The organism is Kitasatospora sp. NPDC058478 (assembly GCF_042720345.1).
In the GTDB taxonomy this organism is placed as follows: Bacteria; Actinomycetota; Actinomycetes; order Streptomycetales; family Streptomycetaceae; genus Kitasatospora.
On sequence record NZ_JBHXML010000064.1, the window covers coordinates 28315 to 55176 of the forward strand.

Below are 26862 nucleotides of genomic sequence, written 5' to 3' on the forward strand. Positions count from 1 at the left end.
GCGCACGGCCGTGCTGCGCCCGCTCATGCGTGACCCGCCGTCGGGGCCTTGCCCAGCGCCTCGGCGCGCAGCGCGGCCGCGTAGGCCAGCCGTTCGGCGGCCTCGTCCACGTCCACGTCTGCGTCCGCGTCGGCGTCGGCGTCGGCGGTGTCAGTGTCCAGGCTGATGCCGGCTTCGGCGGCGGCCAGGGCCCGCGTCACCGTCCGGATGCTGCCCAGTTCGCCGCGCACGCCCCGGCCGAGCTGCTCGACCCGGTCGCCGCAGCGGGCCTGGGCGCGGCAGTGGAAGCCGAGCTCGCAGGTGGAGAGGCAGTCCGGGCCGTACGCGGCGGGCACCGCCTCGACCGAGGCGGTCAGCTCCTCGGCGGAGCGGGCCGGCACGCCCTCCTCGTCGGCCGCCAGGTCGAAGTCGGTGCCCGCCGGCAGCTCCGCCAGCAGCCGGTCGATGCCGGTCATCCGGCTCAGCTGGCGGCGGGTGGTGGCCAGCTCGCGGCGGACGTCGACGGCGACGGCCGTCGGCCGGTTGCCGAAGTCCTTCGGGCAGACCAGCAGCACGCTCGACCGGGGGCTGCCGGGCAGCCGCTGCTCGGTGTACGGGTCGTCGGTGAGCGGGTGGCCGGCCAGGGCGGCGGCGGTCCGCTGGAGCGCCAGCACGTACACGGCGGCCTGGCGGGCGGCGGCGCCGACCTTGGCCGGGTCCGCGCCGCCGTCCAGCACCGGGAAGGACTTGATCTCGACCACCGTGCACCGGCCGCCGTGCACCACGACCGCGTCCGGCTCCAGGTAGGCGGTGCCGCCGGCCACGTCCAGGCGCAGCATCGGGTGGTCCAGCAGCGTCCAGGCGTCCGGGTCGGCGGCGGCCCGGGCCAGCGCCTCGACCGTCCGGTCGGCCCGGACGGCGGGCCCGGAGCGGTGCAGCAGATCCGGCACCTGCAAGGGGGTGCCGCCGTCCGCCGGGACGCCGAGGTGGCCGCGCAGCGGCTCCAGCAGCGCGGCGTAGTCGTCCGCCTTCAGCCGGGACTCGAAGATCACGCCGCGGGCGATCGCGAACGGGGACTGCCCGAAGGGCGCGGGGCGGCCGAGCCGGGCGGCCAGCGTCGACTTGTCCACCCCCGCAGCGTCGAGCACGGCGCGGCGGTGGCAGCCCGGATTGGCGGCGAGCGCGGCGAGGGAACGGGCGTTCAGGCTGCGCTGCGGCGCGGGACCGCGCAGTTCGGCGAGCCGCTGGGCGAGCGGCTCAGCGTGCCCGGTGGACGGGACGTTCGTCGAGACGTTCATGGTGCGGCCCAGTGTCGCACCCGGGTCCGACAATGCGGTGCGGACCGGCCTGTTCCGGCCTGAACCGCGCGTGCGTGCCGGATGGGGGACACCTCGCGCCCCGGTCGGCCCGGGTGTCGAGACCGTTCCGGACCGGAGCCGCCTCCGGACCGTTTCGATCCGGAGCCGCCTCCGGACCGTTTCGGACCGGCCCGCGATCGTGCCCGCCGTCCGGGTGAGGGATCATGGAACCCGGTGCTCAAGGGTGAGACCGACCGTTGCCACCACCCCGCTGCGAGGAGCCTGTCATGCCCGCCCGAATCGTGCTGGTCCGCCACGGCGAGACCGAATGGTCGGCCACCGGCCGCCACACCGGCCGCACCGACATCCCGCTGACCGAGGAGGGCCGGGCGATGGCCTGGGCGCTCGGCGCCCGCCTCGCCAAGGCCCCCTGGAACGGGATGCCGGACGCGCTCGTCTACACCAGCCCGCTCGGCCGCGCCAAGGAGACCTGCGCCCTGGCCGGCTTCGGCGACCGGGCGGTGGAGCGCCCGGAGCTCCTGGAGTGGGACTACGGCCAGTACGAGGGCCGCACCGGCGCGGACATCCGTGCCACCGACCACCCCGGCTGGCTGATCTGGCGCGACGGCGTGCCCGGTGGCGAGAAGCTCTCCGAGGTGGCCGCCCGGGTGGACGCCTTCCTCGCCGGCCTCAACGAGGAGCACGGCGTCCCCGAGCCGGACACCACCGTCATGCACTGCGCGGACCGGGACGTCGTCCTGTTCGCGCACGGCCACCTGCTGCGCATCCTGACCGCGCGCTGGCTGGGCCTGCCGCCCGAGTTCGCCCAGCGCTTCAAGCTCGGCACCGCCGCGCTCTGCGTGCTCTCCTGGGAGTACGGCGCGCCGGCCGTGGAGGTCTGGAACGACCTCTCCCACCTGGAGGGCCTGGCCGCCGGTCACTGACGGACCGTCAGGAGCCGCGCCTCAGGCGGCCGCCGCCTGGTCGTACCCGGTCAGGAAGTGGCGGACCTCGGTCACGGCGGCGTGCGGGCGCAACCGTTCGGCGGTGTCCGCCAGCATGCTCCGGATCCGGGCCGAGCGGACCTCGCCGAACAGCGCCACGGCGGCCGATCCGTGGTGCGCCGCACCCGCCAAGTCGCCCCGGCCGAGCCGGTCGTGGGCCAGCTCGGCGGTGTACAGCACCCGGTTGCGGACGAAGTGCGGCTTCTGCAGGGCTATGGCCAGCGCGGCCTGTTCGCTGGCGCGGTCCCAGTCGCCGAGTGCGGACCAGCACTGCGACTGCAGGCCGGCGATCTCCGCCTCGCCGAAGAAGGACATCCACTCCGGATCCCCCTCGGCGCGGCCGCGGTCGAACAGCGTGTACGCCCGGGCGAGCGCGCGTTCGCAGGCGGCGCGGTCCTGCAGCAGCGCCCAGCCGCCGGCCTCCCGCATGGCCAGCAGCGCGAGCAGCCGGGCGGAGTCCAGCTGGCGGGCGGCGACCTGCCCGGCCTGGGCGGCGCGCAGCGCCTCGCGGGGGCGGCCGGCGTCCCGGGCGAGGAAGGCGCTGTTGCAGAACACGTGCGCCTCCAGTGCGGCGTCGCCGGCCATGCGGGCGGTGGCGAGCGCCTCGGCGTAGAGCGAGCGGGCGTCCGCCAGCCGGTTCGAGTCGTGCGCCAACCAGCCCACCGAGATGGCGAGTTCGCCGGCCCCGGCCTGGAGTCGGCGTTCGGTCTCCGCGCTGTACTCGCCCTCGTTGAGCAGCAGGTAGGCGGTGCGCAGCGACTGCCCGGCGCGTTCGAACAGGGTGTCGCCGCCGTGCGCGTCGTCGGCCAGCCGGATCTCCCGGACGGCCTGCTCGACGCCGAGCACCTCGGCGGCGCCGACCTTGCGGGGTGGCGGTACCGGCCCGGGGCGGCCGGGCACGAAGGCGCCGGGGCCGGGCTCGAACAGCACCGGCGCGGCGGGGTCGGCGGCGGCACCGCCGGTGGCCGCGGCGGCGGCCACGGTCGGCCGGTCGATGCCGATCACGGTGGCCAGCGCGGTCGGGCCGCCGGCCAGGAACGTACGGCGACGCACGTCGTCGTTCTCCTCGTCGAGATAGGGCGATCCATCAGGCCCCCGGGGTGCCGCGACGGCCCTCGGCCACGGGGGCCTGTTCGGAGCGGCTGGATCCGCGTACGGCGAGGCAGCGTACGGGAGTTGAGTGGAGAGTGGTGAGCGCGGGGCGGGCGGGGGTGGGAACGGTGGGTGGAGCGGGGGGGCTTGGGCCCTCCCGCCGGCGCCGTCCGCCGGGCGGCGGCGGACGGCGGTCCGGGGGGAGAAGCCGAGTTCGGTGAGCGTGCGGTCCGGCCACATGTGCCGGAAGACCCGCTCGTAGGCGTAGTTGGGGCAGCGGATCTCGCCGGATTCGACCCGTCCGACGTAGCGGGCGTCGCAGGACACGTGCTCCCCGATCTCCCGGGCCGCCCGGCGCACGGCCATGGCGAACTCGCCGGGTGAGCGGTTGCCGCGCAGTGCGCGCATCACGGCGTTGGGTGACGGGCGGTTCGGCTCGGCCGGTGGGGTGGCTGCCATGGTGCGCTCCGTGGTCGTGCGGAGGGTGGTGGTGCGGGCGCGCGGCCGGCGGCGCCGGAGGTGCGCGGGTGTCGGGTGCGGGGGCGAAGTGCGGGTACGGTCCGGGTGTCGGCACGGTGGTGCGCGACGGTGCGGGAACGGCCCGGTGTGGCCGGTGGGGTCGTCGTGACCCGCCACCGACAGTACCGGGCGTGACCGGTCGACCACAGCCGGTTTATGGGAGATGTGCCCCCAATTCGGTATAAAGCGGGCGTGGTTGCGGGTTATCCGCCATGAAATGCCATGCCTTGCTGTAAGGCGCCCCGTGGCCTGTGAGGTGTCCGCCGCGTTGTCCTGATACGTGGAAGCCCAGGCCGTCGCCCCGGCCTGCCGTCCGTCCCCGCGGCCCCCACCTCCCGGGCGGCGGCGCTTTTGACCCGACGAGGTACAGGAGGGCCCATGATGGCCACCGGACTGTCGCAGTACCGACCGGCCGCCGGCGGCGTGCTCGCCGGCGCCGCCCCCGCCCTGCTCCCCGACCCGGCCGACGACCGGATCCCCGGCCGGGGCCCGGTCGAAGGCGGACGCGCCCCCCGCGGCGGTCGGCACCCCGGCCACCGCCTCGGCCCCGGACCGGACCAGGACACCCTCGTCACCAGCTGCGACACCGTGACGGTCGCCCTGCGGCACGGCTTGGAGGCGGTGGACATCCTGCGGCTGCGCAGGGCCTGCGGGGCCGTCCTGCAGAGCCGCAACGGCAGCACCGTCACCTTCCTCGTCCCCGTCGGCACCAGCGAGACCTGGCACCTGCCAGGCAGCTCCTGTACCGCCGGCGCCCTGCTGCCGACCGCCACCGACCCGCGGTGGGTGATGCCCCCCTCCGGCGCCGCCTGCGCCGCCCGCCCCACCGACGCCTGGGTGCTCCGCTCCGCCCTCTGCGAGGCCGCCTGCACGCTCACCGCAGGCGGCCTCGGCCCGTTCTAGCGGGCGTGCCGTGCGGATCCCGCCGGGCCCGCGAGCCTGGCCCGCCCCTCCGGCCGGATCCACCTGGCATGCCCCCGGACCTCCCGGACCTCCCTGACCTCCCTGACCAGCGAGGCCGCCCCGCCCGGCGGCGATAATGGCGGTCATGGGACGAAGCAGCAGAGCAGCCCGGGGCGCGGGCCGCGGCACCGAGCGCGACACCGGGCCGGACGTCACCGGCCCCGGCGGCCGCACCCACGCCCAGGGCCCGCTCACCCGCCCGGTCGGCTCCGGCCTCGCCGAACTGCGCCCCGACCGGGACCGCCCCGCGGCCTGGTCGCTGCTGATCGACGGCGCCCCGCAGTCCATGGTCGACCTCGCCGACCCCACCCACCTCGGTTTCGAGTACCAGCGCCGGCTCGGCCACCTGATCGACCTGGTCGCCCCGTCCGGCCGCCCGCTCACCGTGCTGCACCTCGGCGGCGGCGCCCTCACCCTGGCCCGTTACGTCGCGGCCACCCGGCCCCGCTCCCGCCAGCAGGTCGCCGAGATCGACACCGCGCTCACCGAACTCGTCCGCACCGAGCTGCCGTTGGAGCGCGGCTGGCAGATCAAGGTGCGCGGTGCCGACGCCCGCAGCGTGCTCGAACGCACCCCCGAGGGCAGCGTCGACCTGGTCATCACCGACGTCTTCTCCGGCGCCCGCACCCCGGCCCACTGCACCACCGTCGAGTTCACCGCCCTCGCCGCCCGCGCCCTCGCCCCCGGCGGCTGGTACGCGGCCAACATCGCCGACGGCTCGGCGCTGCCCTTCGCCCGCTCCCAGATCGCCACCCTCGGCGCGGTCTTCCCCGAACTGTGCCTGGTCGCCGACCCCGCCGTCCTGCGCGGCAAGCGCTTCGGCAACCTCGTCCTCGCCGGCGCCCACGCACCCCTCCCGATCGCCGACCTCACCCGCCGCGTCGCCTCCGACGCCGCCCTCGGCCGGGTCGAACACGGCTCCGCCCTCACCGCGTTCGCCGCCGGGGCCGTCCCCGCCACGGACGCCACCGCCGCCCCCTCCCCGGCCCCGCCCCCGGGCGTCTTCCGCTGACCACCCCGAGGGGTTGCCCCCGGGCGTGAACGTCCGCGGCCGGCGCTGGAACCGTCGCCAGGAGCGTGAGTCCGGTCAGTGCCCGCGCGGCAGGCCGCGGTGCTTGCACATGGCCGCGCCGGTCAGCAGCAGCCCGGCGGCGATCGGCGCGAGGACGGCGGTCGCGGTGGCGGAACCGTCGCCCACGGCCGTCACCGTGGCGGTGTCGGCGAGCGCGAGGGTTTCGGACGGCTGGGCGGGTGCGCCGGGCCCGACCGGCAGGGCGGTGGTGGCGCCCGTCCGGTCACGGCTCGTGGCGGGTCCGGCCGCGCTCCGCCCGTCCGGGGCGGTGGCCTCCTGGACCGGGGGCGCGCCGGCCGCCCCGGACGGGCGGGCGGTGGCGGCCGGCGCGGCGGAGCGGACTCCGGTGGCGCCGGGCCGTGCGGTGGCGGGCAGTTCGGCGGGCCCGCCCTCCCGGGAGGCGTGGGTCTCGGCGGGGCGGCCCTGGGCGGGGACGGTGTCGGGCAGGCCGGAGGCGATCGCGAAGGCGTCGGGGACGGCGGCCCGTTGCCCGGGCAGGGGGAGTCCGCCGGCTCGGATCCGGTCCTGGAAGACGCTGCCGACCGTGCCGGTGGCGCCGTCGATCCCGGCGTCGGGGACGGCGCCGGTCAGTTCCCCGACGAGCCCGGGGGAGGGGCGTTCGGCCTCCTCGGCCGCCGGGCGCCCGGGGTCGTCGGACCGCTCGGCCGACGGACCGTCGTACGCGGGCCGCCCGGCCTGGACGAGCCGGCCGGGCGCGGGCCCGCCGGCCAGGGTGCGGCGGACGGCGGGTCGGGTCTGGTCCGGCAGCGGGTCGGCGCAGGCGGCCTGCGCGCCGAAGCCCCCGAGTTGGGCGAGGAGGGCGCCGCCGGCGGCGAGGACGCGGGGCAGCCACCGGCCGATCGCGCGCCGTGCGCCGACGCCGCGGGGGGCGGGTTCCTGGGGCTTGGTCGCGTGATTGGCTCGCATGTGAGTTGAGAACGAGCGGACGGGTCGTGAGGTCACGCCCGCCGTCACGGACAGTCATCGCGCGGGTGGCCCCGGGCCGGGTTGCCCGGGGCCACCGGCCGTGGCGCGGTCAGGAGTTGGGGCGCAGGGTCCAGGTGACGGTCATCGCGCCGGTGACGGCGCCGTCGGCGCGGGTGATCTCGACGGTGACCGGGAACTCGGGGCGGCCGCCGGCGTCCAGCTCGGCGACGACCTCGGCGGCGGGGCGGCCGAGGACGGCGGTGGCGGTGACCTCGCCCATGGCGAGCTTCTTGTAGGCGATCTCGGCGTTCACCGCGAGCGGCACGGCCCGGGAGAGCTGGTCACCGAAGGCGGCGAGCACGATGCAGCCGCTGGCGGACTCGGCGAGGGTGAACATCGCGCCGGCGTGCGGTCCGCCGACGTGGTTGTGGTACGCGGGCTGGTCGGGCAGCCGCAGCACGGCGCGGTCCGGGGCGGTCTCCAGGTACTCCAGCTTGAGGGTGTGCGCCATCGGCACGGTGGAGTCGAGCAGCTGGCCGATCGAAGGTGTGGTCATGGCAGGAATGTTACTAGCCGGTAGCTTCTGGCGGCAGGCCTGCGCCGGGAAAACCCGAACCGCGGTGGAGAGTTGAGGGAACGCGAAAACGCCTGAGGGGCCGATCTCTCGAAGAGATCGGCCCCTCAGGCTCTGGGGTGAGTGACGGGACTTGAACCCGCGGCCACCTGGACCACAACCAGGTGCTCTACCAACTGAGCTACACCCACCATCTGTCCGGTCCGTTCCCGCTTCCGCGTTCCCGTTCCGACAGGAAGAACTCTACAGGATCCGAGAGGGTGCTCGCGCCAGGCTTTCGTCCGGGCGAACGCGGGCACCTCCCCGGGGCTCCTCGGGTCAGCCCTCCGGGGCCTGGTACTTCTCGGCGATGGCGCGCGCGGTGTCGGTGTCCGGTCCGGGCTGCGGGACGAACACCGCCTCGCGGTAGTACCGCAGTTCGTCGATGCTCTCGCGGATGTCGGCCAGCGCCCGGTGGTTGCCGCCCTTCTGCGGGCTGTTGTAGTACGCCTTCGGGTACCAGCGGCGGGCCAGCTCCTTGATCGAGGAGACGTCCACGATCCGGTAGTGCAGGTGCTTCTCCAGGGCCGGCATGTCCCGGGCGAGGAAGCCGCGGTCGGTGGCCACCGAGTTCCCGCACAGCGGCGTCCGGCCGGCCTCCGGCACGTGCTCGCGGATGTACGCGAGCACCCGCGCCTCCGCCTCGGCCAGCGTCACACCCTGCTCCAGCTCCTCCAGCAGGCCGGAGGAGGTGTGCATCGCGCGCACCACCTCGGGCATGCCCGCCAGCGCCTCCGCCGGCGGGCGGATGATGACGTCCACACCCTCGCCGAGGATGTTGAGCTCGGAGTCCGTCACCAGTGCCGCGACCTCGACCAGGGCGTCCTGGTCGAGGTCGAGGCCGGTCATTTCACAGTCGATCCATACCAAACGGTCATTCACACAACTCACCCTACGGCGCGATCACGCGCCGCGGGGACCGGCGGAGCCGAGCGGGGCTCCGGGGCACAGCCCTCGGCCTGGTGCTCCTCCGCGCCGCCGTGCGGGCCGTGGCCGTCCGGCCGCTCGCCCTCCCGCCCGGTCCGGACCGCGTGGCCGTCCCGAGTCGGACGGGCCTCGCGCGCCGCCCGGGCGCCGTCGGCCGCCGCCGCCCGGCCGCCCTGCGGACGGGCCTGCGGCACCCGCGCCTGCCGGCCCCGGAGCTCGCCCGCCCCGGTCGCCGGCTGCCCGGCGGGGGCGGGGGCCGGCACCCGGCCGGTCGCCGAGCCGTGACCGCGGGCGGAGCCCGCCGCGGCACCCGGCTCGTCCGCGGGCCGTTCGACCGCACTGCGGTGCCCCTGCCCCTGGCCGCGCGCCCCCGGCTGGGGGTGGCCGTCCTCCGCCGCCGCGTGCTCCGCGGTGCGCGGCGGACGCCCCGCCCCCGACCCGGCCTGCGGCGGCACCAGCGGCGACCGCACCGGACCGCGCCCCGCACCCTGCTGCCCGGGGTGCGGCTGCTGCGCGGCCTGCTGGTGCGGGTACGGCTGCCCGGCCCGGGCGTGGAAGGCCCGGTCGGCCGGCGTCCCGGCCTGCCCCGGACCGAACGGGCCGGGCTGGCCGTGCGGGCCCGGCTGCCCCGCCGCGGCCGGCGACGCGCCGTGCGGCAGCGGCTGGCCGTGCGGGCCGACCTGCGCCGGTGCGCCGTTCCCGGCCGGGAACGGGTACGCGGGCTGCGCGCCGTGCTGGCTGCCGTGCTGTGCGCTGTGTTGCGCGCCGTGCTGGCTGCCGTGTGCCCCGCCGAACAGTGCCGCGCCCGCTGCCGACCCGGCCGTGGCCGCCGCGTGCGGCAGGGCGCCGGGCAGCCGCAGGTCGCCGCCGTGCGGACCGGTCGGCACCGCCGACTGCGGCCCGGGCCGGCGCGCCCGGTAGCTGGTCCGGTACGCGGCCGGCGAGACCCCGAGCTGGCGGCGGAAGTGCCCGCGCAGCGCCACCGGGGAACGGAACCCGCACCGACGGGCGACGTCGTCCACCGACAGCTCCGAGGTCTCCAGCAGCCGCTGCGCCTGGAGCACCCGCTGGGTGATCAGCCACTGCAGCGGCGCGCTGCCGGTGAGCGTGCGGAACCGCCGGTCGAAGGTGCGTCGGCTCATGTACGCGCGTGCCGCCAGCACCTCGACGTCGAACTGCTGGTTGAGGTTCTCCAGCGCCCAGGTGACCACCTCGGCCAGCGGGTCGTTGCCGATCTCCTCAGGTAAAGACTGGTCGATGTACTGGGCCTGTCCGCCGCCGCTGCGACGGCTCGGGACCACCAGGCGGCGGGCCAGCGCGTTGGCCGCCTCGGCGCCGTGGTCGCTGCGCACCACGTGCAGGCACAGGTCGATGCCGGCGGCGGTGCCGGCCGAGGTGAGCACGTCGCCGTCGTCGACGAAGAGCTCGCGCGGGTCCACGTGCACCCGGGGGTAGCGCTTGGCCAGCGTCGGCGCGTACATCCAGTGGGTGGTCGCCGGACGGCCGTCGAGCAGGCCTGCGGCGGCCAGGACGAAGGCGCCGGTGCAGAGCCCGATGATCCGCGCGCCCTCGTGGTGGGCCTTGCGCAGGGCGGTGATCGCCTCGACCGGCGGGGGCTGCGAGATCGAGCGCCAGGCCGGTACGACGATCGTGCCGGCCCGGGCGAGGGCCTCCAGGCCGTACGGAGCGGAGAGGGTGAGGCCGCCGGTGGTGGCGAGCGGGCCGTCCTCGCCGGCGCAGACCAGCAGCCGGTAGCGCGGCACCCCGGCGTCCTGGCGGTCGACGCCGAAGACGGACAGCGGGATCGAGCTCTCGAAGATCGGGGCGCCGCCGAAGATCAGCACCGCGACGGTCTCCCGGCGTCGGCGGCCGGAGAGCTTGCGCGGGGCGGAGACCGTCATCGGGGTCGACGAGCCGTTCGCGCCCGGCCCGCCGTGGCCCAGCGGGCCGTGGCCGGGGGAGCCCAGGGGGAGGCCGGCGAGGGGGCCGCCCAGGGAACCGGTGGGGGCGCCGTTCAGGCCAGGGGCGCCGTTCGCGCCGATCGCGCCATTCGCGCCGATCGTTCCGCCCGCCCCCGGGTAGCCGGGATGGGCCGGGAAGTCGGCGCCGTAGGCCTGCGTCGGGCTGACGGTGCCTCGGCTGACGGCCTGTCCGGAGTGTGCCTGCTGGCCGCCGTGTGCCGACCCGCCGTGCACTGCTCCGACGTGTGCCGACCCGCCGTACGCGGGACCGCCGTACGCCTGCCCGCCGTGTGCCGCTCCGCCGTGCTCTGCGGCCGCCGCCGAGGTGCCCGTGGCGGCGGTGCCGGGGGAAGGCACTGTGGGGTACGAGGAGTGCGAGACGGCGCCCGGGGTGCCGGAGTTGCGGGTGGTGGCGGCGGTCGCGGAGGTGCCGGTGCTTCTCGCGGACCGAGCCGCGATACCGGCCGCCGCCTGGCCGCTGTCAGGACCCGCGTCGCTCCTGCTCACCCTGCTCAAGGCGCTCAAGCCCCCTCGGTGGTGTGGTGTGGGTGGTGCGGCACTGCTGCTCGCCAAGATCGAAATCTATCGGGTGGACCATTGCCGTTGTGACAAGTTCACCATCCGACGCTATGTCGACATGGCAATTTGGCGTGATGCATTCGATCACGAAGCGTGGCACCCGTCGACCCTTCTGGGAAGAGGGCCGGTGCAACGGTGGCTGGTTGTCGCGGGGCCGGTCCTGGGGCGTCCGGCCCGCGCGCGCCCGGTCGGCGGGTCTGGGCTGCGGATTTGCCCAAGCGGGAGGGATCGGCGCGAAATTGACCGAAAATCGGCGGTGCACGAGAGGGCGCACGAAATGAGCTCGTGCGCCTCCCAGGCTTCATCCGGCCAGGGCCGGGGCGGCGGAACCGGGGCGCGACCTCCGGGTTACCGTCCTGCCGTGAACACCAACAGCCGGCTCGAACAGGCCAACGACAACGCCGCCGCCTTCTGGCTCGCCCAAGCCCGCGTGCACGGCTGGCGGTTCCGCACCCGCCCGGGCCTGGCGGCGGTCCGCTGCGCCCGCACCCCGGAAGACTCGCACCGCTTCGTGGTCACCAGTCCGTACGTCGAACCAGCGCTGGTGGAAAGTGAGTTGGCGGACCTCCTGAAGGAGTGGGAGACCATCTGCTTCACCCTGGAGGACCCGTACGGCGCACTCGACCTGACCCGGTTCGGCGCCACCCGGATGCCGGTCATGCCGGTGATGACCCGTGAACCCGGCCCGGTCGACGGCGTCCCGGCCGTCCTCCCCTCGCTCTCGGAGGCGCACGGCGGCGGCTCCCTGACGGTCGATGAGGCGCTGGACGGCGATGCTTTCGCGCAGGTCGAGCGTGCGATCGTGGACGGCTTCCCGCTGCCCGCCCGGCAGCCCTGGACCCGTGGCGACGCGCTCCCGGAACAGCTCCTGCGCGAACCCGGGCTCCGGGCCTGGCTGGGCCGCGTCGACGGCGCCACCGCCGGCACCTGCCTCACCTACGACGACGGCCAGGCCACCGGGGTGTACTGGGTCGCCACCCTGCCCGACCGGCGCGGCCAGGGCGTGGCCCGCGCCGTCCTCCAGACCGCCCTGGCCCACGCGCACCCCGACCGCCCGGCCACTCTGGTCGCCACCTCGCTCGGCGAACCGCTCTACCGCAAGCTCGGGTTCACCGCGCAGGCCCGCACCTGCTGGTGGACCCGGACCTCCGTGCACGGCTGACGGCCGGGCCGCCCCGCGGCGGGGTCGTCGCTGGTTGCGGTGCGGGGCACCAGTTGCGGTGGGGTGCGGTGCGGCGGGGTGCGTGAAGGGCGTGCGGTGCGTGTGTGGGGCGGGGTGTGCGAGGTGGCGCGTTCAAGCGGGGTGCTACGGGGCGGCCGCCGCCGGCGCCACGGCGAACGTGGTCCGCGCGGGCCCCGCCCCATCCGCCGCCGTACGGACGGCCGTTGGGTGCGCCACCGCGACGGGGCGCAGCACGCTCGCCCCCGGGTCCGTAGCCGGGCCCGCGCCCGGGACCAGGCCAGGACGGCTGTCGGCGACCACGGCAAACTCGCCGGTGCGGTTTCGGACATCCGACCCCGCCATCGAACCACCGGGGGCACTGGCCGTTCCGGCGTTCACGGCAGCAGGCGCGAACGGGCCGTCAGGGGCGGATTCTGTCGGCCGTGCGCCGGTCCGCGCGCCGAGGAGCGCCCCCGTGCGCACCGACACCCCGGTGGACCGCCGCTGGACCGGCCCGCCCGCGCGCAGACCCGGCCGGGCCGACGGTGCGCCGCGTGCGGCGAGCACCTGGCCGACGGCCTCCGGCAGGCCGGCCGCCTTCAGCGTCGGCCGGTAGCCGCTCTCGGCCCAGGGTCGGCCGTGGTGCAGCCAGACGCTGCGCAGGCCGGCCAGTTCGGCGCCGGCGATGTCCGCGGGCGCGTGGTCCCCGACCATCCAGGTGTGCGCGGCCCACGTCCCGGTGGGTACGACGCCGCACCGCTGGGCGGCTATCTCGAAGATCAGCGGATCCGGTTTGACGCAGTCGGCCTCCTCGGAGATGACCCAGCCGTCGACCAGCGGCCCCAGCCCGGTCCGCCGGATCTTCTCCAACTGCGGCCGGGTGCCGCCGTTGCTGACGATGCCGAGCGTCCACCCGGCCGCCCGTGCCGCCTGCAGTGCGTCGACGTGTCCGGGCGGGCAGTGGATGTGGGAGTTGATGCCGTGTCGGTAGTGGGCGAGCAGGAACTCGGTGGAGACGTCCAGCCCGTAGCGGCGCCGGACGGCGGACAGTACGGTGCTGCGCGGCACGTAGCCGCCGCCGTCGAGAGTGACGAACCATTCGAGGTCTCCGGGCGGCAGGTCGCGCTCGGACAGAAAATCCTGAGCCCAGGCCCGGAAAGCGGCGTCCCTGGGGAGCAGCGTGTTGTCGAGGTCGAACAGGAGCAGGGGCATGCCAAGCATGGTGCCAGCGGCCGCGCCTATGCACCTGGCAAATGCCAGACCACGTCGCGAAGCCGTACGTAGTGGCTGAAACGGGTTCCAGGACCTGGCGTACGGGTGGGTCCGGGCGGGCCGGCTGAGGCTGGCGGGGCGTGACGGTTCGCGACGTGTCGCAACGGATCGTCGCCGATCCATGACAGTCCGGTCACGGTGTCCGGCAGGCCTGTTGCGTCGCCCGGTCCGCTCAGTCAAGCTCCAGGGAACCTCCTTTCTGGAGGGGGCGCGTGGCCTGCGGGCGGGGCGCACTGCCGACGGCGGGCGCATCCTCCTTTCGCGGGAACAATGCCGCTCCGAGGCCTCACCGCTGGGCTGGGCCTCACACCCGTCGTACTCTGAAAGGAACAGGTCACATACGGTGCTGCGCGGCGCAGACCGACGTCATCCCGTGGGCGGGCCTGCTGCCCGGGCGGCGTTGTCCTCTCCTGTCGGCCCCTCTCCCCTGAAGAGCCGTGAGCCATGGCTGGTTTTGAGTCCTTCCGACCGGTGGAGCCGGACGCGCCCCGCAGCGTGGGCGCAGGCGCAGGCGCAGGCGCCGGGGACGACGGCGGCCGCGCGGACCTCGCTCCAGCCGACGGGCACGCCGATGTATCGGGTCGCCTGCCCGCCAGTAGGCAGGCCGATGACCGAGCCGACGACCAGGTCGACGCCCAACCCGACGAGCCCGGCTGCGCACCGGCCGACGAGCGCGGGGGTGGGCGCAGGGGCGAGCGGGCTGATGACCGTGTCGACGAGCACGCCGGCGAGCGGGTTGTCGGCGAGCGGGTTGGCGACGCCGCCGCCCAGCGAGCCGACGCGCCGGCTGGCACCTCGGGTGTCGCTGGTGCCGCCGATCGCACCCCGGGCGCTGAGGAAGCCGGCCCGGGGCCGGGTGCTCCCCGGGGCCTCGTGCGTGCTCTGTGCGGCCTGGTCCGACGGGGCGGCCTCGCCCGGCACGACCGTCCAGGGCCTCGCCAGCGGCGTGGCGGGCACCCGGCCGACCCTGCAGGGTCTCCGGTGACGGGCCGCCTGGGCCCGGGCGCCGAGCGCCCGGAGGCGTCCGGCCTGCCCGGCGCGCACACCGAGTCGACGGCCCGGGACGCGTCCGCGCGCTCCCTCGACCCGGTCTTCCAGCACGGCGTGGTCGTCGGCTTCGACGGCTCCCTGTCGAGCGAGCGCGCCCTCGCGTACGCGGTGGGCATGGCGCGCCGTTCGCAGTGCGGCCTGGTGATCGTGCACGTCGCCAATCGCCTGCCCGCCACTGTCTGGGCAGGCTGTGAACCTCCCGTCTTCGTCGACCTCCCCGACCACCGGACCGAGGTCCTGGGCCTGGAGCTCGCCTGCGCGGACTTCCTCACCGGGGTGCCGTGGATCCTGATCGAGCGGGGCGGCGACATCTGCCACGAGATCGAGGAGGTCGGCCGCGAGTACGCCGCCGACGCGATCGTCGTCGGCACGACGCACGGCCTGCTCGGCAAGATCTTCGGCTCGGTCTCCGGACGGCTGGCGCGGCGGGCCAACCGCCCGGTGATCGTGATTCCCTGACGTTCCGTCGGGCGGCGCGTTTCCGCGCCCCCGGAGGCGTCTCCCCGTTGTCGGCCGATGAGGTCGGCCGCTGGTGTCGGCCGCCGATGGTGTCGACCGCCCCGCCGGCGTTGGCCTGCTCCTCTGCGTCGGGCGCTCCTCAACGCCGCCTGAGGAGCGGGGTGTTGCTCCGGTGGGGCCGGATCAGAACCCGGCGCCGATCTCCCGGGCGATGAGCATGCGCTGAACCTCCGATGTGCCCTCCCCGATTTCCAGGATCTTGCAGTCGCGCCAGAAACGGGCGACCGGGAACTCGTTCATGAAGCCGTACCCGCCGTGGATCTGGGTCGCCTCGCGGGCGTTGTCGACGGCGGCCTCGGACGAGTACAGCTTCGCGATCGCGGCCTCCTTCTTGAACGGTTCGCCGTGCAGCAGCCGGGAGGCGGCGTCCCGCCAGGCCAGGCGGGAGGTGTGGGCGCGCAGCTCCATGTCGGCGAGCTTGAACTGGATGGCCTGGTTGGCACCGATCGGCCGGCCGAAGGCCCGGCGCGTGCCGGCGTACTTGACGGACTCGTCGACGCATCCCTGGGCCAGGCCGGTGGCCAGGGCCGCGATCGCGATGCGGCCCTCGTCGAGGATCCGCAGGAACTGGGCGTAGCCTCGGCCACGCTCGCCCAGCAGGTTGGCCGCGGGGACGCGGCAGTCGGTAAAGGACAGTTCGCGGGTGTCGGATGCGTTCCACCCGACCTTCGAGTACTTCTTCGATACCTGGAACCCCGGGGTCCCGGTGGGCACGATGATGGAAGAGATTTCGCGCGTTGGCGAGCGGAATTCGCCTTCTTCACTCGAACGAGCGATCGGTTCCGTGAGTGCGGTGACGGTGACCAGACCGGTGATGTCCGTGCCGGAGTTGGTGATGAAGCACTTGGTGCCGTTGATGACCCACTCGTCGGTGGTCTCGTCGTACCGCGCGGTCGTGCGGGTCGCGCCGGCGTCCGAGCCGCCCTCGGGCTCGGTCAGGCCGAAGGCGCCGAGGAGTTCGCCGGAGGTCAGCCGGGGCAGCCACTCGCGCTTCTGCTCCTCCGTCCCGAACCGGTGGATCGGCATCGCGCCGAGCGAGACGGCCGCCTCCAGGGTGATCGCCACCGAGGAGTCGACCCGGGCGAGTTCCTCCAGGGCGATGCCCAGCGCGAAGTAGTCGCCGCCCATGCCGCCGTACTCCTCCGGGAAGGGCAGGCCGAACAGGCCCATGCGCCCCATCTCGCGGACGATCTCGTACGGGAACTCCTCCCGCTCGTAGAACCCGCCGATCTTCGGCGCCACCACGTCCTGGGCGAACTCGGCGACGGTGCGCCGCAGTTCCTCGTACTCGCTGCTGAGCCGGTGGTCGAACACGGTGATCCTCCTGGAGCCCGGCCGGGGTGGCCGCGGGCGTGAGCGGGACGACCGGCGTCCGTCTGACGGTGTGACGGTCGCACGGTGTGGTTGGACGATGAACGTGGTGCCTGGTGCCTGGTGCCGGCCGCGGCCGGGATTCCGCGCGGCCGGCACCGGGGAGCGGTGGTGGGGCGGGGTCAGCCCCGGGCGGCGCCGAGCAGCGCCTGGACGGTGCGGGACGGGCTCGGACGGCCCAGCCGCTCGGCCATCCACCCGCTGGTGGCGACCAGCGCGCGCAGGTCGACCCCGGTCCGGATGCCGAGCCCGTGCAGCATCCACACCAGGTCCTCGGTGGCCAGGTTGCCGGTGGCGCTCTTCGCGTACGGGCAGCCGCCGAGGCCGCCCGCCGACGCGTCCACCGTGGTGACCCCCTCGCGCAGGGCCGCCAGGGTGTTGCTGAGCGCCTGGCCGTAGGTGTCGTGGAAGTGCACGGCGAGCCGGTCGGCCGGCACCCCGGCCCGCGCGAAGCCGGCCAGCAGGGCGCCGACCTGCCCGGGGGTGGCCACGCCGATGGTGTCGCCGAGGCTCAGCTCCGCGCAGCCCATCTCCAGCAGCCGCACGCCGTACCCGACCACCTGGGAGACCGGGACCGGACCTTCCCAGGGGTCTCCGAAGCACATCGAGAGGTAGCCGCGGACCGCCAGCCCGGCCTCGGTCGCCCGCGTCACGACCGGGCGGAACATCGCCATCGCCTCGTCCGCCGAGCGGTTGAGGTTGCGGCGGGCGAAGGTCTCGGTGGCGCTGGCGAACACCGCGACGTCGGTGGCGTGGTGGGCGAGCGCCCGGTCGAGGCCGCGTTCGTTGGGCACCAGCACCGGCAGCCGCAGGCCGGGGTGGCGCTCCGGCAGGCCGGCGAGCCGGGGCATCAGTTCTTCGGCGTCGGCCAGCTGCGGAACCCATTTCGGGTGGACGAAGCTGGTCGCCTCGACGGTGCGCAGCCCGGCGGCCGCGAGCCGGGCGATGAACTCCGCCTTGACCTCCACGGGCACCAGGGAGCCCTCGTTCTGCAGCCCGTCGCGCGGTCCGACCTCGTGGATCCGGACCTCCTCGGGCAGGCCGGGGGCGCGGACGGGGTCGGGCAGGCCCAGGTCCAGCGCGTCGGGCTCGCGGGCGGGTGCGGTCATGACCGCACCCCGGCGGGCGCGGGGGCGGCCTGCTCGTCGGCGCCGTCCCCGGCCGGGGCGACCACGACCAGCAGTTCCTCCATCGCGACGGTGGCGCCCGCGGTGGCCCGCAGCTCGGCCACCACGCCGTCGTGCGGGGCGGCGATCACGTGTTCCATCTTCATGGCCTCCAGCACGAGCAGGGGCTGGCCCTTGCGGACCGTCTCGCCCGTCGTGGTCTTGACGACGGTGACGGTTCCGGGCATCGGGGCGGTCAGGGCGCCGTGGTGGGCGGCGGTTCCGGCGGCGCGCTCGCCCACCGGGTCGTGGGCGTGCAGCGACCAGGCGTCGCCCTCGATGCCGAGCCAGGTCACCGGGCCGGCGGCGGGGCCGGGAGCGGCGTCGGTGGCCAGCGCGAACGTGGTCTGCAGGCCGTCGACGGTCAGGTGCAGCCGGTCGGCGGTCCGGGTCGCGCGGGCCCGGTGGACGGGCCCGGCGCCGAGCCGGAGCTCGACCTCGCGGGTGAGCTCGGCGGGATTGTCAGTGGCATCGGCTACGTTGCCCGCAGTGATCGAACGGATGCGCACCGAGACCGGATCCTGGCCGGGGGTACGGAGTCGGTGGGTGGTCCAGGCGGGGGTGCCGCTCAGGCGCCAGCCGGAGGGAAGGGAGAAGGGGTCGGTCCAGCCGCCGGGGTCGGCGGCCGGGGTGAGGTCCAGGTGCCGCGCCAGCGCGGCCGCGTAGTAGAGGAGGTGGGCAGGTGGTGGCGTCTCGGCCGTCAGCGGGTCGGCAGTTGTGGCGTCGGCCTCGTGCGCGTCATCGGCCTCGTTGGCCTTGTCGGCCTCGCCGGTCTCGTTCGCGCCGTTCGGCGCGTTCGCCGGGGAGTACGGCGAGGAGAGCAGGGCGGGCTGCTGTTGGGCCGTCTGTTCCACCAGGCCGGTGTCCAGTCGGCCGGCGACGACCTCGGGGTGTGCGAGCAGCCGTCGCAGGAAGCCGGTGTTGGTGGTGACGCCCAGGATGCGGGTGTCGGCCAGCGCGGCGCGGAGCCGGCGCAGCGCGGTCGGGCGGTCGGGCCCGTACGCGATGACCTTGGCGAGCATCGGGTCGTAGGCGCTGGTGACGACGGATCCGGGGGCGACTCCGGAGTCGACGCGCACGCCCTCGCCCTGGGGCTCGTCCAGGACGAGGATGCGGCCGCCGGTGGGGAGGAAGTCCCGTTCCGGGTCCTCGGCGCAGATCCGGGCCTCGATGGCGTGGCCCAGGAAGGAGATGTCGGACTGATCGAAGGAGAGCCGTTCGCCCGAGGCGATCCGCAGCTGCCACTCGACCAGGTCGAGTCGGGCTGAATCGTCGCCGACGGCGACGGCGAGTTCGGTGACGGGGTGTTCGACCTGGAGGCGGGTGTTCATCTCCATGAAGAAGAAGTCCCGCACCCCCTCGGTGGAGGCGGTGGCGGGGGAGTCCGGGTCGATGCCGGGAACGATGAATTCCACGGTGCCGGCCCCGGTGTAGCCGCAGGACTCCGCGGCGCGGACGGCCGCGGCGCCCATCGCGGCGCGGGTCTCGGCATTGAGCAGAACGGAGGGAGCCTCTTCGATCAGTTTCTGATGGCGGCGCTGGAGGCTGCATTCGCGCTCGCCGAGGTGGACGGTGGTGCCGTGGGCGTCGGCGAGCACCTGCACCTCGATGTGGCGCGGCCGGTCGACCCAGCGTTCCAGCAGCAGGGTGTCGTCACCGAAGGCGGTCCGGGCGACGCGGCGGGCGGCGGCGATCTCGGTGGGCAGGTCGGCGCGGTCCCGCACGAGGCGCATGCCCTTGCCACCGCCTCCGGCGGACGGCTTGAGCAGGACGGGGTAGCCGATCTCCTCGGCGGCGGCGAGGAGATCCCCGTCGGTGGGCGCGGTGGCCTGGCTGCCGGGGACCACCGGAACGCCGGCGGTTCGGACGGCTTCCTTGGCGTTGATCTTGTCACCCATCAGCTCGACCGCACCGGGAGGAGGTCCGATGAAGACGAGGCCGGCGTCGGCGCAGGCGCGGGCGAAGCCGGCGTTCTCGGCGAGGAAGCCGTAACCGGGGTGGACGGCCTGGGCCCCGGTGCGGCGGGCGGCGGCGAGGATCTGGTCGGTGCGCAGGTAGGTCTCGGCCGCCGAGCTGTCGCTGCGGTCGGCCGGGCCGAGCCGGACGGCGACGTCGGCCTCGCGGACGTGCGGCGCGTCGGCGTCGGCGTCGCTGAACACGGCGACCGAGCGCACGCCGAGCCGCCGCAGGGTGCGGATCACCCGGAGGGCGATCTCGCCGCGGTTGGCGACCAGAACTGTGTCGAACATGGGAGGCGTTCCTCCGGGTCGAGGGGAGCCGTACGAAGGAGGTGGCGGCGGGGTGGCGGCGGTGGAGAGGAGGGCGCCGGCCCGGGTGCGCCGGCGCCGCGGGAGTCACGCCCGCAGGAGCGGGGTCACACCGACAGGAGAGGAGAGGTCGCGTGGGAGGGGGCGGGTCACACCCGCCGGGGCGGGGTCACATCCGGAAGACCCCGTACGGGCCGGGCGGCGGGAGCGGGGCGTTGGCGCAGGCGGTGAGGGCGAGGCCGACGACGGTGCGGGTGTCCATCGGGTCGATCACGCCGTCATCCCAGAGGCGGGCGGTGGCGTAGTAGGCGTTGCCCTGGCGCTCGTACTGCTCGCGGACGGGGCGCTTGAACTCCTCCTCCGCCTCGGCCGGCCACTGCTCGCCGTGGGCCTCCAACTGGTCGCGGCGGACGGTGGCGAGGACGGACGCCGCCTGCTCGCCGCCCATCACGGAGATCTTCGAGCCCGGCCACATCCACAGGAAGCGAGGTGAGTAGGCCCGGCCGCACATCGAGTAGTTGCCGGCTCCGTACGAGCCGCCGATCACCACGGTCAGCTTCGGGACGCGGGTGCTGGCGACGGCGTTGACCATCTTGGCGCCGTGCTTGGCGATGCCGCCCGCCTCGTACTGCCGGCCGACCATGAACCCGGTGATGTTCTGCAGGAAGAGGAGGGGGATGCCGCGCTGGTCGCACAACTCGATGAAGTGGGCGCCCTTGAGGGCCGACTCGGAGAACAGCACGCCGTTGTTGGCGACGATGCCGACGGGGTGGCCGTGGATCCGGGCGAAGCCGGTGACCAGGGTCGCGCCGTACTCGGCCTTGAACTCGGCGAACCGGCTGCCGTCGACCAGCCGGGCGATCACCTCGCGCACGTCGTAGGGCGTGCGCGGGTCGACCGGGACGGCCCCGTACAGGCCGGCCGGGTCCACGGCCGGCGGCTCGACCGGGGTGAGCGGCCACGGCCTGGCCGAGCGCGGGCCGAGCCCGGCCACGATCGTGCGGACGATGGAGAGGGCGTGGGCGTCGTCCTCGGCCAGGTGGTCCGTCACCCCCGAGGTGCGGGAGTGCAGGTCACCGCCGCCCAGTTCCTCGGCGGTGACCACCTCTCCGGTGGCGGCCTTCACCAGCGGTGGCCCGCCCAGGAAGATCGTGCCCTGGTTGCGGACGATCACGGCCTGGTCGCTCATCGCCGGGACGTACGCCCCGCCGGCCGTGCAGGAGCCGAGCACGGCGGCGATCTGCGGGATGCCCGCGGCGGAGAGCCTGGCCTGGTTGTAGAAGATCCGGCCGAAGTGGTCGCGGTCCGGGAAGACCTCGTCCTGCATGGGGAGGAAGGCGCCGCCGGAGTCCACCAGGTAGACGCAGGGCAGCCGGTTCTCCAGCGCGACCTCCTGGGCGCGCAGGTGCTTCTTCACGGTCATCGGGTAGTAGGTGCCGCCCTTGACGGTGGCGTCGTTGGCGACCACCACCACCTCGCGCCCGGCGACCCGGCCGATGCCCGCGATCACCCCGGCCGCGGGCGCCGCCCCGTCGTACATCCCGTCGGCGGCCAGCGGGGCCAGTTCCAGGAAGGGCGAGGCCGGGTCGAGCAGGGCGTCCACCCGGTCGCGGGGGAGCAGCTTGCCGCGCGCCGTGTGCCGGGCGCGGGCCCTGGCGCCGCCGCCGAGGGCCGCCGCGTCGAGCTTCTCGCGCAGCTCGGCGACCAGGGCCCGGTGTGCCTCGGTGTTGGCGCGGTAGGCGGTGGAGCCCGGGTCGACCGCGGTGCCGAGCCGGGGCGCGGGAGCAGCGGCTCCCGGCGGTACGGCACCCGGCGCCGCCGTGGTGCCGGCCGCTGCGCTGCCATAGACGCCGGTGGGTACACCAGCGGTTGAGATGACCATTCCCAAGAGCTCCCTTGCCCTCGGCACGAGGCGGGCGGCCGGATGCGGTGCGCCCATGGACCCCACGTTAATTAACGTTAACTTACGCGCCCAGGTTAACGGCCGATAACCCCACTGTCTACGATGGGCAGCATGCCGAACGTCCCCGCAGCCTCCGCGCTCCCACGCCGCGACCAGATCCGTCGGGAGGCCGCGCGACTCTTCGCGGCCCGGGGTTTCCTCGGGGTGGGTGTGGACGAGATCGGCAAGGCCGTCGGCATCAGCGGCCCCGGGCTCTACCGCCACTTCGCCGGAAAGGACGCGATGCTCGCCGATCTGCTGATCGGCATCAGCGAGCGCCTGCTGGAGGAGGGGCGGCGCCGGGCGGGGGGCGGCGACGGTCCGGCCGCCGCGCTGGACGCGCTGATCGGCGGCCACGTCGACTTCGCCCTCGACGACCGCGACCTGATCACCCTCCACGACCGCGAGCTGCTGAACCTCAAGGAGGAGGACCGCCGCACCGTCCGCCGGCTCCAGCGCGGCTACGTCGAGCTCTGGGTGGGCGTGGTCCGGCAGGTCTATCCGCAGCTGACGGGCCCCGCCGCCGAACCGGTGGCCAGGGCCGCCGTCCACGCCGTCTTCGGCCTGATCAACTCGACCCCGCACAGCCTCGGCCCGGGCCCCGCCCAGGACGAGCGCTCCGGCCTCCAGCGCGACGGCATGGCCGTCCTGCTGCACGCCCTCGCCCACGGCGCCTTCGCGGCGGCGGCCGAGTCGGCGTCCGCGCAGCCCTGAGTCCTGCGCACCCGGACGGCCCGCTCGGCAGTCCAGGCCCAAGGTTGGCGCTTCGGCTCCGAGGCCGGAGGTCTAGGACCAAAGGACGGCGCCCGCCCGCCCCGGGCCGCTGGGCCTTCGGCGGCCCGTCCGCGACCCTGGAGGCAGGCGACCCCGGAGGCGGGCGACCCTGGAGGCGGGCGGGTCGGCGGGCCGTGCGTTCGTTCGGCCGGGAATCACCGCAGGCCGCAGGCTGTTGGCCAGTCCGCCGGACCGGACGATCCGGGCCGCCCCGGCCCGCTCCGGCCCCATCCGGGCCGGAAACGCCATGGCGGCCACCCGACGAAATGGTTAGCATCCCTAAATATGCCTGAGACTCACGGATCCACGGTGGAGCAATCCCCGAGCGGCTCACCGGCCCCCGGCGCGAGCCCGCAGCCGGACGGCGCCCACCCGCAGCCGGACGGCAACGACCCGCAGGCCGTCGGCTGGCTGCGCCGCCTGGTCGGCTACTGCTGGCGCTCCCGCCGCAGCGTGCTGCTCGCCTTCGGCGCCTCGCTCGTCGGCATGGCCGTCACCTCGCTGGTGCCGCTGGTCACCAAGCTGATCATCGACGACGTCATCACCGCACACACCCGTTCGCTGGTCCCCTGGGCGGTGGTGCTGCTGCTCGCCGCCGTCGTCGTCTTCGGTTGCACCCAGGTCCGCCGCTACTACGGCGGCCAGCTCGCCCTGGACGTCCAGCACGACATGCGCAGCGACCTGTTCCGCTCGCTCGGCCGGCTCGACGGCCACCGCCAGGACCGGCTGGACACCGGCCAGGTGGTCGGGCGCGCGACCTCCGACCTCCAGCTGATCAACGGCCTGCTCTCGATGCTGCCGATGATGACCGGCTACCTGCTGATGTTCGTCATGTCGCTGGCCGTGATGGTCTGGCTCTCCCCGCCGCTCACCCTGATAGCCCTGGTGATGGCCCCCGCGCTGTGGTGGATCACCGTCCTCAGTCGGAAGCGACTCTTCCCCGCCACCTGGGCCGCCCAGCAGGAGGCGGCCGCCGTCGCGGGTGTGGTGGACGGCGCGATCGGCGGTGTTCGGGTGGTCAAGGGCTTCGGCCAGGAGGCGCAGGAGCTGGACAAGCTGGAGCGGGCCTCCCGCAACCTGTTCGCGGCCCGGCTCCGGTCGATCCGGCTCAACGCCCGCTACAACCCGGCGATGCAGGCCGTCCCGGCGCTCGCGCAGGTCGCGGTGCTGGCCTTCGGCGGCTGGCTGGCTGTCGACGGCCAGGTGTCGCTCGGGACCTTCGTCGCCTTCTCCACCTACGTCGCGCAGATGACCGGACCGGTGCGGATGCTCACCATGGTCATCACGGTCGGCCAGCAGGCCCGGGCCGGCGTGGAGCGCGTCCTCCAGCTGATCGACGAGCGCCCGCTGGTCCAGGAGCGCCCGGACGCGCTCACCCTGGACCTCACCGGGGACGGCACCCGCGAAGGCGCCGCCACCGGCGTCCGTGAAGGCAGCACCGCAGGCCCCCGCGCCACCGCAGACACCCGCGCCACCGCAGGCCCCCGAACCTCCGATGTCGCCCTGGAGTTCGACCAGGTCGAGTTCCGCTACGACCCCGAGCACCCCGCCCCCGTCCTGCACGGCCTCAGCCTGAAGCTGGCCCCCGGCGAGACCCTCGCCCTGGTCGGGGCTTCCGGCTCCGGCAAGTCGACGGTGGCGCAGCTGGTGCCGCGCTTCTACGACCCGGCGGCCGGCGCCGTCCGCCTCTACGGCCACGACCTGCGCGACCTCACCCTGGACTCGGTCCGGTCGGCGGTCGGCATCGTCCCCGAGGAGAGCTTCCTGTTCTCCGAGTCGGTCCGCACCAACATCGCCTACGGCCGTCCGGACGCCACGGACGAGCAGGTCGTGGCGGCCGCGCGGGCCGCCCAGGCCGACGAGTTCGTCCGCGCGCTGCCGGACGGCTACGAGACCAAGGTCGGCGAGCAGGGCCTGACCCTCTCCGGAGGCCAGCGCCAGCGGATCGCGCTGGCCCGGGCGATCCTCACCGACCCCCGGATCCTGCTGCTGGACGATGCCACCTCGGCGGTGGACCCGCAGGTCGAGGCGGAGATCCACGACGCGCTGCGTTCGGTGATGACCGGCCGCACCACGCTGCTGATCGCCCACCGCCGCTCGACCCTGCAGCTCGCCGACCGGATAGCCGTCCTGGATCACGGCCGGCTGCTGGACATCGGCACGCACGAGGAACTCGACGCCCGATGTCCCCAGTACCGGGCTCTGATCACCGACCCCGAGGCCGGCCGCACACCCCGGTCGTCCGAGGCCCCGCAGACTGTCGAGCAGACCTCTCCGCAGACCCCCGAGCGGCCCGCTGGGCAGCAGACCCCCGAGCAGCAGACCGCTGAGCAGGCCGCCGAGCAGACCGAGGCGCGGTCCGCCTCCGAGCAGGTCGACGGACCGACCCCCACGCAGGCCCCGGCCCCGGAACCCGTCGCCTCGCAACCCGTCGCCTCGCAACCCGCTGCCCCGGCTGCCCCCGACCTCCCCACCCCCGCCCTGGTCAAGGCGGCCCGCACCGCCGACCCCGACCTGCTGGCCAGGGTCGCGGCCCTCCCGCCGGCCGCCGACTCCCCGGCGGTCCCGCGCGCCGAGGCCGAGGCCGGTGACCCGGACTTCACCCTCCGCCGCCTGCTGCGCCCCTTCCGCGTCCCGCTCGCCCTGGCCCTGCTGCTCGTCGCGCTCGACGCGGCTTCCGGCCTGGTGCTGCCGGTGCTGATCCGGCACGGCATCGACCAGGGCGTCAGCAAGGCCCTGATGTCCGGGGTGGCCGTGGCCGCGCTCGCCGCGCTGGTGGTGGTGCTGCTGGACTGGTTGGTGCAGAGCGCCGAGAACCGGGTCAGCGGCCGTACCGGTGAGCGGGTGCTCTACATGCTCCGCCTCAAGATCTTCGCCCACCTCAACCGGCTCGGCCTGGACTACTACGAGCGCGAGCTGTCCGGCCGGATCATGACCCGGATGACCACCGACCTGGACTCGCTGACGTCCTTCCTGCAGACCGGCGTGGTCACCGCCGTGGTCAGCCTGCTGACCTTCGGCGGGATCTTCGCCGCGCTGCTGATCATCGACGCCGGCCTGGCCCTGGTGGTCTTCGCGGTGCTGCCCCTGCTGGTGATCGCGACGCTGGTGTTCCGACGGAAGTCCAGGGACCAGTACGAGCTGTCCCGGGACCTCATCAGCACCGTCAACGCCGACCTCCAGGAGAACGTGGCGGGCATGCGGATCGTCCAGGCCTTCCGCCGCCTGGACACCAACACGGACCGCTTCGTCGCCAGGGGCGTCGCCTACCGCGAGGCCCGGGTGCGCGCGCAGCTGTACATCTCGCTGTACTTCCCGTTCGTCCAGTTCCTCTCCAGCGTGGCCGCCGCGCTGGTGCTGATCGTGGGCGCGGCCCGGGTCGACGCCGGGACGCTGACGGTCGGCGCGCTGGTCGCGTACCTGCTGTACATCGATCTGTTCTTCGCGCCGGTCAACCAGCTGTCCCAGGTGTTCGACGGCTACCAGCAGGCTTCGGTGGGCCTCGGCCGGATCCGGGAGCTGCTGCGCACCCCGACCGCCACGGCCGAGGCGGCCGACCCCGTGCCGGTGCCCGAGGGGCTGCGCGGCGAGATCTCCTTCGAGGGTGTCGGCTTCGCCTACAACGGCGGTGCGGACGGCGCCCCGAACGTGCTGACCGGTGTGGACCTGCACATTCCGGCCGGGCAGACGGTGGCGCTGGTGGGCGAGACCGGCGCCGGCAAGTCGACGCTGGTGAAGCTGGTCGCCCGGTTCTACGACGCGACGGAGGGCACCGTGCGGGTGGACGGGGTCGACCTCACCCGCTTCGACCTGGCGCAGTACCGCCACCGGCTGGGCGTGGTGCCGCAGGAGGCGTACCTGTTCGCGGGCACGGTGCGCGAGGCGATCGCGTACGGCCGGCCCGACGCCTCGCCGGCCGAGGTGGAGGCGGCGGCCCGGGCGGTCGGCGCGCACGACATGATCGTCCGGCTGTCCGGCGGCTACGACCACGAGGTCGCGGGTCGCGGCCGCAACCTCTCGGCGGGCCAGCGGCAGTTGATCGCGCTGGCCCGGGCCGAACTGGTCGATCCGGACGTCCTGCTGCTCGACGAGGCGACCGCGGCGCTCGACCTGGCCACCGAGGCGGTGGTCAACCAGGCCGCGGACCGGCTCAGTGGCGGCCGCACCACGCTGGTCATCGCCCACCGGCTGACCACCGCCGAGCGCGCCGACAGGGTCGTCGTGCTGGACCACGGCCGGGTGGTCGAGGACGGTACGCACACCGAGTTGCTCGCCCGGGGCGGCACGTACGCCCGGCTCTGGCAGGCGTTCATCGCGGACGGCCACCCGGCGGTCGAGGCCGTCGCCGCGGGGTAGCCGACTGCCCGCGATCAGCCTGGCGGACCGTCGCCGGCGGCCCGCCAGA

At 74.7% G+C, this 26862-nt stretch carries 18 protein-coding genes, 1 tRNA gene and 1 pseudogene; 7 read left to right on the forward strand and 13 right to left on the reverse strand.

The features are described from left to right. Positions 1-23 precede the first annotated feature (23 nt). Positions 24-1277, reverse strand: coding sequence for a hypothetical protein (locus ACFWPT_RS30410; protein ID WP_380485647.1), 1254 nt, complete (start codon positions 1275-1277; stop codon positions 24-26). A 287-nt stretch (positions 1278-1564) separates the two neighbouring features. On the opposite strand from ACFWPT_RS30410, the gene ACFWPT_RS30415 reads away from it, so the two are divergent. Further along, positions 1565-2221 (forward strand): histidine phosphatase family protein, encoded by a 657-nt coding sequence (locus ACFWPT_RS30415; protein WP_380485650.1) that lies wholly within the window; start codon positions 1565-1567, stop codon positions 2219-2221. A gap of 21 nt (positions 2222-2242) precedes the next feature. On the opposite strand, the gene ACFWPT_RS30420 is transcribed toward ACFWPT_RS30415, so the two are convergent. Continuing rightward, positions 2243-3832 carry a tetratricopeptide repeat protein gene (locus tag ACFWPT_RS30420; protein WP_380485652.1) on the reverse strand — a complete coding sequence of 530 codons (1590 nt, stop codon included), beginning with the start codon at positions 3830-3832 and terminating at the stop codon, positions 2243-2245. Between the two features lie 438 nt (positions 3833-4270). On the opposite strand from ACFWPT_RS30420, the gene ACFWPT_RS30425 reads away from it, so the two are divergent. Together ACFWPT_RS30425 and ACFWPT_RS30430 are read left to right on the forward strand one after the other, a co-directional pair. Then, a complete protein-coding gene (locus ACFWPT_RS30425; RefSeq protein WP_208869100.1) occupies positions 4271-4795 on the forward strand; it encodes a hypothetical protein in 525 nt (174 codons plus the stop codon). A 136-nt stretch (positions 4796-4931) separates the two neighbouring features. After that, on the forward strand, positions 4932-5867 hold the full coding sequence (locus tag ACFWPT_RS30430) for a spermidine synthase (protein WP_079135867.1): 936 nt from the start codon (positions 4932-4934) through the stop codon (positions 5865-5867). Positions 5868-5942: 75 nt separating this feature from the next. Here ACFWPT_RS30430 and ACFWPT_RS30435 read toward each other — a convergent pair whose 3' ends face one another. From ACFWPT_RS30435 to ACFWPT_RS30455, 5 genes and pseudogenes are all read right to left on the reverse strand, one after another. Further along, complete coding sequence (locus ACFWPT_RS30435) at positions 5943-6854, reverse strand: hypothetical protein (protein ID WP_380372949.1); 912 nt, start codon at positions 6852-6854, stop codon at positions 5943-5945. Between the two features lie 109 nt (positions 6855-6963). Beyond that, complete coding sequence (locus ACFWPT_RS30440; protein WP_380485654.1) at positions 6964-7410, reverse strand: DUF4442 domain-containing protein; 447 nt, start codon at positions 7408-7410, stop codon at positions 6964-6966. A 133-nt stretch (positions 7411-7543) separates the two neighbouring features. Further along, a tRNA-His gene (locus tag ACFWPT_RS30445) sits at positions 7544-7619 on the reverse strand. Between the two features lie 127 nt (positions 7620-7746). Beyond that, a complete protein-coding gene (gene orn, locus ACFWPT_RS30450; protein WP_063349299.1) occupies positions 7747-8349 on the reverse strand; it encodes an oligoribonuclease in 603 nt (200 codons plus the stop codon). Between the two features lie 943 nt (positions 8350-9292). Further along, positions 9293-10295: pseudogene (locus ACFWPT_RS30455) on the reverse strand (helix-turn-helix domain-containing protein); the annotation flags it as partial. A gap of 1000 nt (positions 10296-11295) precedes the next feature. Here ACFWPT_RS30455 and ACFWPT_RS30460 point away from each other — a divergent pair. Further along, the gene (locus ACFWPT_RS30460) at positions 11296-12096 is read left to right on the forward strand and encodes a GNAT family N-acetyltransferase (protein ID WP_380485656.1); all 801 of its coding nucleotides are present in this window, start codon (positions 11296-11298) and stop codon (positions 12094-12096) included. Positions 12097-12240: 144 nt separating this feature from the next. Here the strand turns inward: ACFWPT_RS30460 and ACFWPT_RS30465 are convergent, their stop codons facing one another. Then, positions 12241-13308: an HAD-IA family hydrolase gene (locus tag ACFWPT_RS30465; protein ID WP_380485658.1), complete on the reverse strand. Its 1068-nt coding sequence runs from the start codon at positions 13306-13308 to the stop codon at positions 12241-12243. Between the two features lie 426 nt (positions 13309-13734). Next, entirely contained in the window at positions 13735-14325 is a 591-nt protein-coding gene (locus tag ACFWPT_RS30470) for a hypothetical protein (RefSeq protein WP_380485660.1), read from the reverse strand. A 72-nt stretch (positions 14326-14397) separates the two neighbouring features. Here ACFWPT_RS30470 and ACFWPT_RS30475 point away from each other — a divergent pair, with 72 nt between their 5' ends. Then, positions 14398-14877 carry a universal stress protein gene (locus tag ACFWPT_RS30475; RefSeq protein WP_063351389.1) on the forward strand — a complete coding sequence of 160 codons (480 nt, stop codon included), beginning with the start codon at positions 14398-14400 and terminating at the stop codon, positions 14875-14877. A 183-nt stretch (positions 14878-15060) separates the two neighbouring features. Here the strand turns inward: ACFWPT_RS30475 and ACFWPT_RS30480 are convergent, their stop codons facing one another. The 4 genes from ACFWPT_RS30480 to ACFWPT_RS30495 all read right to left on the reverse strand — a co-directional run bounded on the left by ACFWPT_RS30480 (position 15061) and on the right by ACFWPT_RS30495 (position 21623). Continuing rightward, positions 15061-16251, reverse strand: a complete 1191-nt coding sequence (locus tag ACFWPT_RS30480; RefSeq protein ID WP_063349303.1) for an acyl-CoA dehydrogenase family protein — start codon at positions 16249-16251, stop codon at positions 15061-15063. A 179-nt stretch (positions 16252-16430) separates the two neighbouring features. Beyond that, positions 16431-17417: a hydroxymethylglutaryl-CoA lyase gene (locus ACFWPT_RS30485; protein WP_380485663.1), complete on the reverse strand. Its 987-nt coding sequence runs from the start codon at positions 17415-17417 to the stop codon at positions 16431-16433. Beyond that, on the reverse strand, positions 17414-19723 hold the full coding sequence (locus tag ACFWPT_RS30490) for a biotin carboxylase N-terminal domain-containing protein (protein WP_380485665.1): 2310 nt from the start codon (positions 19721-19723) through the stop codon (positions 17414-17416). The genes ACFWPT_RS30485 and ACFWPT_RS30490 overlap by 4 nt, the downstream gene beginning before the upstream one ends. Positions 19724-19910: 187 nt before the next feature. Beyond that, the gene (locus ACFWPT_RS30495) at positions 19911-21623 is read right to left on the reverse strand and encodes a carboxyl transferase domain-containing protein (RefSeq protein WP_380485667.1); all 1713 of its coding nucleotides are present in this window, start codon (positions 21621-21623) and stop codon (positions 19911-19913) included. Positions 21624-21755: 132 nt separating this feature from the next. Here ACFWPT_RS30495 and ACFWPT_RS30500 point away from each other — a divergent pair, with 132 nt between their 5' ends. Beyond that, positions 21756-22397: a TetR/AcrR family transcriptional regulator gene (locus tag ACFWPT_RS30500; RefSeq protein WP_380485669.1), complete on the forward strand. Its 642-nt coding sequence runs from the start codon at positions 21756-21758 to the stop codon at positions 22395-22397. Between the two features lie 345 nt (positions 22398-22742). Continuing rightward, positions 22743-26813: an ABC transporter transmembrane domain-containing protein gene (locus ACFWPT_RS30505; protein ID WP_380485671.1), complete on the forward strand. Its 4071-nt coding sequence runs from the start codon at positions 22743-22745 to the stop codon at positions 26811-26813. Positions 26814-26862 lie beyond the last annotated feature (49 nt).